Annotated in this window: 8 protein-coding genes and 1 pseudogene; all 9 read right to left on the bottom strand. The window is 57.8% G+C overall.

Annotated elements, in window-relative coordinates:
* Window positions 1–942: type IV secretory system conjugative DNA transfer family protein (locus K2Z83_RS26890; RefSeq protein WP_220598250.1), on the bottom strand; the 942-nt coding region annotated here is incomplete at its 3' end.
* Window positions 939–1,529, bottom strand: a complete 591-nt coding sequence (locus tag K2Z83_RS26885; RefSeq protein WP_220598249.1) for a hypothetical protein — start codon at window positions 1,527–1,529, stop codon at window positions 939–941. The genes K2Z83_RS26885 and K2Z83_RS26890, both read right to left, overlap by 4 nt.
* Window positions 1,526–1,810: an HNH endonuclease gene (locus K2Z83_RS26880; RefSeq protein WP_255604546.1), complete on the bottom strand. Its 285-nt coding sequence runs from the start codon at window positions 1,808–1,810 to the stop codon at window positions 1,526–1,528. The genes K2Z83_RS26885 and K2Z83_RS26880 overlap by 4 nt, the downstream gene beginning before the upstream one ends.
* A 180-nt stretch (window positions 1,811–1,990) precedes the next feature.
* On the bottom strand, window positions 1,991–2,578 hold the full coding sequence (locus tag K2Z83_RS26875; RefSeq protein ID WP_220598247.1) for a hypothetical protein: 588 nt from the start codon (window positions 2,576–2,578) through the stop codon (window positions 1,991–1,993).
* 710 nt (window positions 2,579–3,288) lie between these two features.
* Window positions 3,289–3,531: a helix-turn-helix domain-containing protein gene (locus tag K2Z83_RS26870; protein WP_220598246.1), complete on the bottom strand. Its 243-nt coding sequence runs from the start codon at window positions 3,529–3,531 to the stop codon at window positions 3,289–3,291.
* 33 nt (window positions 3,532–3,564) lie between these two features.
* Window positions 3,565–6,948: an AAA-like domain-containing protein gene (locus tag K2Z83_RS26865; RefSeq protein WP_220598245.1), complete on the bottom strand. Its 3,384-nt coding sequence runs from the start codon at window positions 6,946–6,948 to the stop codon at window positions 3,565–3,567.
* The gene (locus tag K2Z83_RS26860; protein ID WP_255604545.1) at window positions 6,945–8,939 is read right to left on the bottom strand and encodes an AAA-like domain-containing protein; all 1,995 of its coding nucleotides are present in this window, start codon (window positions 8,937–8,939) and stop codon (window positions 6,945–6,947) included. Before K2Z83_RS26860 ends, K2Z83_RS26865 begins: the two co-directional genes overlap by 4 nt.
* A gap of 255 nt (window positions 8,940–9,194) precedes the next feature.
* Window positions 9,195–9,428 (bottom strand): annotated as a pseudogene (locus K2Z83_RS30275) (hypothetical protein); the annotation flags it as partial.
* 2 nt (window positions 9,429–9,430) lie between these two features.
* Entirely contained in the window at window positions 9,431–10,459 is a 1,029-nt protein-coding gene (locus K2Z83_RS26855; RefSeq protein WP_220598243.1) for a hypothetical protein, read from the bottom strand.
* Window positions 10,460–10,924 lie beyond the last annotated feature (465 nt).

The following is a 10,924-nucleotide window of genomic DNA, read 5'->3' as shown; positions in this document are numbered from 1 at the left end:
AAAAGTGTCAGAATCGTCGCTGTCCCGAGCCGGTTCGGTCGGTACGCGCCAGGCAATCGCCGGGTCGATCGCTGCGGCGCGGGCGGCCATCGCCGGGAGTGCTGAGGCGTCGATGCTGGCGATGCCTCCACGCACCTCAATCGCCGCCGGCCATGCCAGCGCCCCAGGCACGCCGGCCGCGTAGGCGCCGAGCAGCACCTTGCGGGTCGAGAGCCGCACCCGACCCTTGCCCTTCAGACCGAGGGCCTCGACGCCGGGCTCCTGGGTCAGGAAGACCACGCGGAACTGCGCCTTCGCCCCCTCCAGCAGCCAGGCCGCCAGGTAGTCGGATACTTCGGGCGCGGCGGCGATGATCGCCGGCACCTCGTCGATGAAGATGCTCAGGCCGCGCTCGACGGTCTCGCCCCGCTTGAAGCGGCGCTCGAACTCGGCCTGTAGCTTCACTACGGTGGCGACAATCGCCTCCAGGTCGCGGTCGCGACCGATGACGGCCTCCTGGAGCCCGCCCCAGCTATTGAATTTCTCGTGCGGATCGAGGATCACCACCTGGTCAGTCCGGGCGCGCTCGGCGAGCAGCGCCCTGGCGGTGGTGCTCTTGCCGCTCTGGCTTTCGCCGACGATCATCACCGTGATCGGGGAGTCGACGATCTGCGGCCACCAGGCGGTGAGCGGCAGCGCGGTAGCTGCTGCCTCGCCGGCCAGCAGGTGTTTTGCTCCCGGCAGAGCGCTCAGGGCAGCGCGTGGCGGCGCGTGGCGGCGCTCGCGCTGCGTCTGGGATTGATAGGGCCGCCGCGCAGTCGGGGCGGTGGCCCGCTGCAGCCGCATTCTCCGCATACGCAGGGAGCGGGCACCCCACCAGCACACCGCGACCGCGACCAGGAAGAAGCTCATCGCGAAGAAGGGGTCGTCCAGCCAGCGGAAGAAGGTCGCGATCATGGTCATGCCTCCACGGGGTGCTGCAGCGTCGCCCAGACGTTCATCCAGCCCTCGGCGATGAACTGGAGCGCCCAGAGGCCGGCGCTCTCGGGAAGAAAGGTCAGAGCGATGGCACTGATTAGCCGCCAGGGCTGGCGGATGGCCAGGCCCAGGTGGGTGGTGAAGATGTCCACGGCCGAGAAGATCGCCGCGATCACCAGCACCGGCCCCTGGGCCTTGGGCAGAAATCGCCGGATCGGTGCCCAGATCATCTCGCTGCACGAGAAGGCGGCTGGCACGGCCCATTGGTAGTCGCCGAGCCCGCGCCACCAGGTCAGGACGCCCGGCAGGTTGCGGGTGGTGGCGATCCAGGCCAGGCTGCGGTCGATACCCTGTAACGTGTAGCTCGCACCCCAGAGCCAGAAGACCCCAGTAGCCGCCAGGACGACCAGGCCAATGAGGGTGGCGACAAGCGCCGCGATCAGCGCCTCAAGCCAGCTGGGCAGGCCAGGGAGGCGGCGTTGGCGAAGGCGCTTCCCCCAGCGCACCAGGCGTCGCGTGCGGCGCCGGGCCGGTGACGCAATCGTGGGTTGGTCAAAGGTATCCTCGCTCATGGATTATTCCTTTCCTCGGCGGGCGCTTCATCCCAAACCAAGCCGCGCCAGTCGGGCGGGATGATCCCGTCGCGCAGGGCGGCGGCGATCATCCCGGCGTGGGCGCGGCCGGCGCGCAGGACGTGGCAGCGCCGGCAGAGGACGCGCAGGTTCTGCATGGCGTTGGTGCCGCCGGCGCTCAGTGGGATCGTGTGGTCGATATGCACGACGTCAAGCGGGAGCGGTGCGGCATCGCGACAATAGGGACCCTGGCAACGCTTGCCGTCGCGCTCCCACACCATTCGGCGGATCTGATTCCACAGCTCGCGTGGGAGCCGTCGCTTCCTGGGCATCCGTATGCCTTTCCTAGCGACGGGAGCGGTCGAGGCTCCCGTCGCGCTCCATGCCTTGTCACGCCGTGCCCGGCCTCGCCTGGCCGCGCCTAGCCACGCCTGGACAAGCCTCGCCTGGCCATGTGCAGATCAGCGTTCACGCACCGCAAACGACCGGACCTCGAAGCGGCCCATGCCGATCTGCCGGCCGTTCCCGATGCCGACCAGCCGGCCGGCGTCGATCACCACGGCCTCCAGCTCCCCGCGGCTGATCACGGTGGGGTCTACCTGGAGTGTGAAGCGGGTCTGCCACCCGGCCGAGGCGGCAACCCGGTAGCGCACATTGCGCGCCTTGGTGGCCGGGTTCTTGACCGAGCTGATGTGGAGGAAGACCGGGGACTGCACATCCGTCGGGAGCGGTTCGGGCAAGAAGCGGTTGATCACGACGTGCTCGTCAACGATCTGGAGGGTGGCGACGAGGGCTGGCTGGATGCTGCCGCGCCCCTTGCGCGTGAAGCGGGCACCGTCGCGCAGGCAGCCGAAAACCGCCGATGCGGGAAGATAGAGCTGGCCTTCGGGGGTGACAAGAACGGTGCGCCGCCACTCGTCGGGGTCGTTGCCGGCGACGCCGGTGCGCTCGCGCTTCCCGCTGACCGGGATGGTCTCGGGGCCAAAGCTATGCCAGAGCAGCGGTCGGATGCCTTGGATGGTCACATCAACCGTGAGGATAGTTGCCATAGTAGTTCACCAGCGAATCATCTGAGACGCCCCAGCAGCAGCCGGCGCAGGTCGCGGGCAAGGTAGTGCCAAACCCGCTCGTGCAGGCGACTATGGAGCGCAAGCCAAGCCACGAGAACGACGATCAGGAGCGCGGTGTCATCGCGGTGCAGCGCGAGGCTCACCACGACGCTGAGGATGATCAGCGCGTGGATGCCCGCTGCCAGCTGGCGGCGGTGCCACGCCGTGTACGCGGCGCGCTCAGCGCAGCCGAGGTGAACGTGGCCGCCGGCGGTGGTCGCGATGCTGGGAGGGCACAGGCGTGCGCCGCAGATCCGGCAGCGGCCGGCGGCGGTGGGTTCGCTGGTGAATCGGGGCGGGGCAGGGCGTGGACGGTGGTTGGGGGCGGGGAGCCATGGCGACGACCTCCTCGCCGGAGGTGCGCCGCGCGCACGAGGACAGGACTATCGTGTTCACGACGACCTCCGACGCGAGCCTGGCGGGAAATGACCTGGGGCCAGACGCGAATACAGCACCCCATCGCCTCGCGCCATTCACTGGGAACAGCGCAGCAGGGTGCTGCTGGAGGTCGCCGCACGATATGCTATCATGCGACCCAGCCTCACCGTCTGCTAGCACAGACTGCGGGGTTAGAGACCCGGAGGTGCGACCAACACCGGCCGGGTCTCGTCATTTCTTGCGAGTATAGTAGATCGAAACTGATCTACTTGTCAAGCCCGGTCGCGATACTTCTTGGGGATATGTTCCTTCTGGCGACTATCAAGGTATTCGAGGATGGCCTGTCGTGTTGATGCCCATTGGCGACCGAATTTAGTGGCACGCAAGCGTCCTCTTATAGCATAGCCCCGTAAAGAATTATAAGACAGGCCGAACTCTTGTGCCAAATCAGTTAATGGTTTGAGCTCGCCCGCAATTAGGGAATCAGGTTGTTGAGGGTCATCTTGATCTGTCATGTTTCCCACAATCTCGATCTTGATAAATGTACATTAGTTACTGTATGGAGAGGGTACAGGCATAGGAACAGGTGCAGGTACAGGTGCGGGCATGGGTGTTGCTGGTAACTGCTGACCAGCATCGCAAAGCGGTTCTTGGCCAAATCTAGCACGTTGTTCACAGGTTAATATCGGAACAAATCGATGATCGGCAATCCATTGCAGAAGTTCGTCGATATTTTCTAGACGCCAGAACCATAGTGTATCGTCACGCGCAATGGAGATAACGTAGCGGCTATCGCCTGTAAACATTGCGACCCTTATGCTGTCATTATGTCCTGTAAAACGGCGAATTTCACGCCATGTCGAGATCTCCCATATCCGTATCATCCCATCACTACCACCTGTTAGCATAAGTTCGTCATTAGCACTGAATGCAATCGCTGTGACCACTGACGATAAATCAAGGCGCTTTTCCTCGGCCCCAGTTGATACATTCCAAAGACGTACAGTTTCGTCTTCTGATGCAGTTGCTATTAGTGTTCCATCGTTATTAAAGGCAATTGCATCGATATCTGCTTCATGTCCAACAAACTTTCGAGTAATGGAGCCCGTATCACTATCACGCAAAGTGATTTGATATTCCTCGTCTTCATGTGCGATTTTTCTACCATCTCTTGAAAATGCAAACGAGAATGGGCTGAAGCTAATATAAAACGAACCAAGCTTTGTGCCATTAGCGGTGTCCCAAATAGTAGCCGTGTCTTCAAATTTGTTACTCTCAGGAGAGTTTACGAGGAGGCGGGTTCGATCAGGACTGAAACCCACACGCCAAGCATAAATACCACCAGGTGTGAGTTGTAGTTGCTGAATTAAGCGACCAGTATGACGATCCCATCGTAGTAGTTTCATCCAGCCACTTACTGCCATAATCTCGTTTCCGTCATTACTGAAACTTATATCTGTAAGAGGATCTGAAGAGTAAGATTCGGGAATAACGAGATGTTGTATTGTAGCTTTATTTATGAGATCGATTAAATCTATCCCGTTTTCATGTAAAACCAGCAAGCTCCGACCATCTTCGCTTATAGATACACCGTTATATCCAATAGATTCGATAGACTGAGGCTCATGAACCGATGTTGTATCCCAAATACGTAATTTATGTCCCCAAGTTGAAAGCAGCGATCGACCATCAGTACTGAATTGAGCAACTCTTATTTTTGTACGTGGATAACTCCAATAGGAAATTGCATCCAAGGTAATTGCATTACGAACAGTTAAACCTCCCTGCTCGGCACTTGCAAGAAGATCTCCCTTAGGGCTAAAGCTCAGACTTTCTACGACATCTGTTACTCGAAAGCTTTGCATCGAATTCGCTTGATCTAAATCCCAAATATCAATCCCATTGCCATGGGACGCCGTTGCTAGTTGTCGGTTATTTGGACTAAAGGCGATAACCGAGACCCCATTTTGCACCTTAAAAAGTTTAGTGTCAGTTCCTGAGGGGTAATTTACTACGCCTAGTGTGGCATTGTTATTTGAACCCCTATCAGAGCCCCAAGCTACAAGTAGCCCATTAGGGCTAATGACTAACGTTTTCACGGGAACTGCCGTTTCTGTGAACAATTTTGTTTCTCTCCGTCCATAATTCCATTCTATCACGGCTCCAGTATCATCCTCTGTGAGCGGCAATCCATCACCTGTAATTTCAATACCTATAAGAATAGTTTTTCCTTCTGATGTGAAAACAATATTTTTTATTGTCTGCTTTGAAGGATTATCTATTTGCAAATAGTCTGATTCGTTTTCGGAAACAATATCGTACAGATGAATAGAGTGCGCAAGTGCAACCGCGATCTTGTGAGAATCGGGGCTAAATGTGATATCAACTACATTTTCAGGGTAACTTAAAACACCCATTTGCTGGCCTGTCGCAGCTTCCCATAAAAAGACTTTCGATTCATAGTCACTAGAAGCCACAATCCGTAGATCGGAGCTTAACCTGGCAAGACTAACATTATTTTGATGCTCACCAAATTCTAAACGCACGCCCCGAGCATAAGCCGCGTCAGCAAGAATCCTTTCTGTTTCTGGAGCGGGCATTGGTGATTGGATACCGGCAAGAGCAAGAGCAAGAGCTTGATCTGGCAGAGAACGATTCATTGCCTCTTGTGCTGCGTCAGCAATAGCTTGGCCTCGAATTTGATCACTAAGTTGTTGAGCTTGTATACGGCGTGTCTCGGAAACCTTAAGTGCTTGTACTAATATAAAAGCCACAACCATCAAAGACATTAAAAGAATTAGTGCAAATCCAGCAGCAATCCGCACACCTGTTGGAATGCTTTGCCACCAACTCAGCGGCCAGTGGCGCCTAATCCATGCAGAGTTGAAAACTTCAGCGTAGATTCTGTTGCGCAGGCGCAGGTAACGTTCGCTGCGTCGCACCACGCCGCTGAGCTTCAGATGGGCGTGAAAGAGAGACTGCTCTTCGTTGGGTATAGGTCGCCGGTCAACCCGAATAGCCTGATAGAGTCGGAGTACACCGATTCTATCTGGACTACGCTCGATCAGCATATCGCGCACGAACTGTAGGTTATGGTCGCGCTCACTTTGGTCGCCAAGGAATGTCTCCTGGACAGTTGCATCAATCGTCGCCGCATTCCAGCCACCCTCTTCGCGCACAGCTAGAGTTTGACACAGTCGCTGAGTGAGGTAGGGATGTCCGCCAGTCCAGCGCAATATATCGGCTAGTACTCTTTGGGACTCATCTTCAGGAATTTCCAGGCCAGCGGCGAGAGGCGCGGCTTCCTCAGGGGTAAAGTCTTCGAGATCAACGCGTGTGCCGATATTGAAGGGCGTCCGTTTGGGGTCGCGGATCAGGTCACCCGGTGTGGCCACGCCGATCAAGACGAAGGTCAGCAGACGCACTTCCGCGTTATCAGATCGTGCGTTATAGAGGGCGCGGATGGCGGCGAAGAAGTCGTCGGTGAAGTCCAGGCTCAGGGTGCTGTCGATCTCATCGACGAAGATCACCACCGGCGCAATAAGCTCATCTAGCACTACCTTGGTGCAGAAGCGGCTCAGCCGTTGGGCCATCGGCAGGTGTTCCTGCGCCGTCCACCAGTCCATCACGTCGGTTGCCAAGCCAAGCTGATCGGCCAGCTCGACCAGGAAGCCCAGGTACCACTGCTCGGCGCTGGCCTTGGCCCCAAGCTTGGTCAGGTCGATCAAGGCCGTGTGTGTGCCCTCCTCTTCCAGCCGTGCCGCAGTGCGTACCATCAGGCTCGACTTGCCCATCTGGCGAGCGGTGAGGATGTACGCGAAGGTGCCGGCCTGACAGAGGGATCGCAGCTCATCGTCGGCCTTGCGTGGCACGTAGATGCCCTGCCCGGCCTGGACGGTGCCGCCGACGGTGTAGATGTTCTGGGTGCTCATCGCAGACGCTCCGTGAAGTAGTCGGCGTAGAGCTGGCAGCGGGCCAGGCTGCGCTCGCCCTCACGCCGCACCAACCCGGCCCCACGCAGCCGCCAGAAGGCCCGGTCGTCGCTGGTGCGCTGCGTGAGCAGGATCTGCCGGAAAACCTGCGCCAGCTCGGGCCGCTCGTTCAGCCGCTGCTGGTGGCGGCGCAGGTGCTCGCCGAAGGGGCCGCCCTCGCTGGCCGCCTGGGCGAACAGTTCCTCGGCACCGAGCCGACCATCAGCCACCAGGTAGAGCGCCCGCCGGGTCAGATATGGTTGACCAGCCAGCAGGTCGCTGAGCCGCGACTCGTCGCCCGGCGACAGCGGGTTGCCGTGGAGGGCGTTGAGCCGGGCGACTTGGGCGGCGTCGAAGTCGATCAGCTCGATCACCTCGCCGACATTGAAGGGCGACTGGTGCAGGTTCTGCACGAGCTCGTAGGGCTCGGTCGAGGTGACCAGGGCCAGGTCAAGCTTGCGCCAGATCGGGCGGTTGGGCATGGCTCGGTTGTTGTGCCAGACCCGCAGCATCGCGAAGAAGTCGGTGCGGAACGGGCAGTCGAGGATGCTGTCCACCTCGTCCATCGCCAGCAGCACTGGCCCGCCCAGCGCGGGCAGGAGCACCCGCTCGACATAGCGCGTGCAGCGCTGGACGGTGCCCAGGGCCAGCGGCCAGTCGGCCTCGCGCAGCTCTGCCAGGCCCAGCTCGTCGCCCAGCCAGCGGGCAAACTGGAGGAAGAAGGTGTTGGCGTCGGCGCGGGCACCCTCGTCGAACTGCTGGAAGTCGAGGTAGGCCACATGCTTGCCGACCTCGCCGGCGGCGGCCATCACCCGAATGAGCAGCGAGCTTTTGCCGACCTGGCGCGGCCCCTTGATCGTCAGCGTGCCGCCCTGTGCGGTCTGCGCGGTCGCCAGGGCGATCCGGTCGGCGGGCTGACGCTCGATATAGAAGGGCGAGTCGGGGCGCATCGTGCCCTCGGGCGGCTCCAGCGGCACCGGGCCAGCTATGGCCACCGGGGTTGTTGGTGACACCGGCTGCTCCATGTGCCAGAGCTGTCCGTCGCGCACGCGCAGCCAGAGCACCGGCAGCCACCACTCGGCTTGCTGGCGGATCGCCGCGCGGGCTGCGGCCAGCGCCCGGTCAATGCTCCCGTCGCGGCGCAGCTCGCCGAAGAGCGGCGGCAGCAGGCGGCGCACGGTGCTCACCGGCACGTTGCCCTGAAAAGCCAGCACCCCGGCGATGCCGGCCCGTGCCAGGCTTGGGCCCAGCGCGGCTAGGGTGTCATCATAGCCGCGCCCGCCGCTCTGGCAGGATGCCAGTATCAGCAGCAGGGGCTGGGCCGGGAGCTGAGCTAACGTCTCGACAAAGACCGTCCCGCTGACCCGGTCGGCCATGCCGTCATCGCGCTCAAGCCAGAGCAGCGGCTCGCCATTGACGATCGTGCCGTGGCAGATCAGCAGCACGAGCTGCGGGCCGTCGCGTAGGGCGGCAGCAATCGCCGCCAGGGTTGCGCGTTGCTGCTGGGCCGCTGGGTGCCCACCGACGATTGTTGTCGGTAGATCGCCGAGCGCGGTTTGGGCGCGGGCTACCTCGCCGTCAACGTCGATCTCGGCCAGCTGAAAGCTCCCCAGGTTGCTGGGACTTGCGACGATCACTAGGGCACGCAGGTCGGGCCGCAGGGGGATATTCAGCGGCGTGAAGTCGCGGCTCTCCAGGTAGCGCGAGAGGCGTACCCGCTCGCTGAGCGCTAGCGGCTCGTCATTCTCGGGGTCGCGCAGCAGCTCCCAGCGCAGGGCGTGCAGCTCGGGGGCGCTGATGTCGAGGCGCAGCCGCAGCCGCAGGGCGCCGATCTGCTGGGCAACAGCGCGGATCTGCTGATAGGCTACCCGTAGCTGCGGGTCGGAGAAGAGGCCTTTTGCAAGCGCCCTCCCATAGCCGACAGGATCCAGACTGAGTGCTTGCAGCTCCATGAAGTCAATAGCGATCAGGACATTACTCGCAGGCGACACGTCATGTTTTGGCGAGGTGAATCGCGCATCCGCAGCATACCCATCTCCGTTACGCCGGATAGTAATCTCTAACCCGGCATGTGATAGCTGTGGCCCAGCTTGCAATGATGCGAGGATCTGCTGGAGTGACTCTAGCACTGCCAGGCTGCTCGATGCTAGATTGGCCTCTGCTTTTCCGGCAGGTGGGGATGTTGGCTTAGCCTTCTCAATCAGGTCGAGAAGGTCGAGTATGGCACCGGTTAGCCTTCGGCGCTCGCGGGCCAGGGCTTCTTCACTTTGGATTCCCCGCCGCTCATCGTCGCGAAGTTTCTGAACGCCTGCTTGATGCAAGATGAGCTCATTGTGATAGCGACGCGGTATCTCTGCCTGAGCAGTGCGTAACACCTCGCAGCAAGTTGCAAGATCACCCTGGGTTAGCGCATCGCGAGCTCTGGCGAGAAACCGTGCCATTGTCATTCCTCGGGGAGGCTATAAAGTTTGTTTTGCTGATTCTTAAGCGCTGGCAAGAGGAGGAAAAGAGCAATGGCAAGGCCTAATGTCGACATCCCTACAATGATGATCGACCTCACAAAAGCAACATTGACAAGAATTACTGCAGCGCACAGTAGAAGAGGGAGTGCAGTGATTAGATATGCCTTCTCTCGTGAGTAGATCTGCCGTTCATTTATTGAAAAGATTACCTGAAGTGAAACCGCTGTCGCCAGAGTTGTAGTTACAGCCAAAACATTTAGAAAATGAGATACAGAGACTTCCCGGAAAGGTCGCCTAAGAATCCAATCAGAAAGCAAAGGAAACCCGAATGCAACAATTGCTGCAATGGAAACAATCGTAATTCCAATTATGATAATTATGCTTAAACTAGCGAATACACGAAGAGGGTAATATCGAGCATTAACCCAAAACCACCCCGAGAATACTATTACTATATGCATTCCGTAGAAGAATACCTCGCCGAGGCCACTATGTGAAAACGCAAAATCCCGAGTAGAGTGAACTAGGCTAAGGGTTGAGCAGTAATTTTTTAGCTGATCTATATTTTCTATATGGTTTAAAATTCTATCATCATACGCTTTTAGTGATTCACCACTCATGGCTAATTTATCAAAGAATGTTGCATCAACTGCTATTAGCGCCTTTGTGTATTCAATAACTTGCTCACAGTCGGATAAGTTTGTGGTTTCATCCTGCACAAACTGGGGATATTCAGTCTTAAGTTGGTTAAGCCGGCTAGAAACCACCTCATCTACAGTATTAATATCTACAGTCATCTGTTGAGAGTCATACTGAGATGCTGCATTGATCTTGAGAACCTCGATAAGCGCAAGAGATGGAAGAAACATAATAGAGGTGCATATGGTGATTAATGCTAATTCAATATATACGCGCCACGGGGAGGTGTCCCCATATTCCCGCTCTACGGTTCTACTTGCGCGAATCCAGCGAGTCAGCACACCGCATTGAAAACTGATAACAATAGTCACAAAAAACCAGATAGCAAGGCCTGCGCCGAGAGGAATGATTATTATCGAGCCTGGAATACAGAGTCCGATCAATGCTAATAATGATCGCCAGACAATGATATGTATTCGAGTACTCCAAATTAGTGGCCGGTTGAGCAATAGCCAGTAATCAATGCGTCGAAGTAGCGGGGGCGTAGCAATGAATGTCCCTGCACGATTTATTTGTCCTGCAACCCAATCTATAGCTTGCCGAATAGGTTGCCATATAAGCATTACAATACATGCTATAGTTTGCGTCATGAATCACCTCTATCGACAAGAAAAATGCGATGGGTCGAGGTGCTAATATCACGAAAGGACACTATTTTTATCTCGGCCTGGGAAAGAGCGAAGAGTAGATCTTTAGCGGTGATATGCCTATCTGTGTATACAGTAAAGATATTACCCTCAGGTGTGATTTGTCTAAGCCCATTGGTCACAAGTTAA

The organism is Oscillochloris sp. ZM17-4 (genome assembly GCF_019599295.1).
Classification (GTDB): Bacteria; Chloroflexota; Chloroflexia; order Chloroflexales; family Chloroflexaceae; genus Oscillochloris.
This window is presented reverse-complemented; position numbering and strand designations above follow the sequence as displayed.

Bases quoted from the DNA above. Each gene is read 5' to 3' on its own strand.
- K2Z83_RS26885 (WP_220598249.1), bottom strand. From the start codon at position 1,529: ATGAGCGAGGATACCTTTGACCAACCCACGATTGCGTCACCGGCCCGG.
- K2Z83_RS26880 (WP_255604546.1), bottom strand. From the start codon at position 1,810: ATGGTGTGGGAGCGCGACGGCAAGCGTTGCCAGGGTCCCTATTGTCGC.
- K2Z83_RS26875 (WP_220598247.1), bottom strand. From the start codon at position 2,578: ATGGCAACTATCCTCACGGTTGATGTGACCATCCAAGGCATCCGACCG.
- K2Z83_RS26870 (WP_220598246.1), bottom strand. From the start codon at position 3,531: ATGACAGATCAAGATGACCCTCAACAACCTGATTCCCTAATTGCGGGC.
- K2Z83_RS26865 (WP_220598245.1), bottom strand. From the start codon at position 6,948: ATGAGCACCCAGAACATCTACACCGTCGGCGGCACCGTCCAGGCCGGG.
- K2Z83_RS26860 (WP_255604545.1), bottom strand. From the start codon at position 8,939: ATGGAGCTGCAAGCACTCAGTCTGGATCCTGTCGGCTATGGGAGGGCG.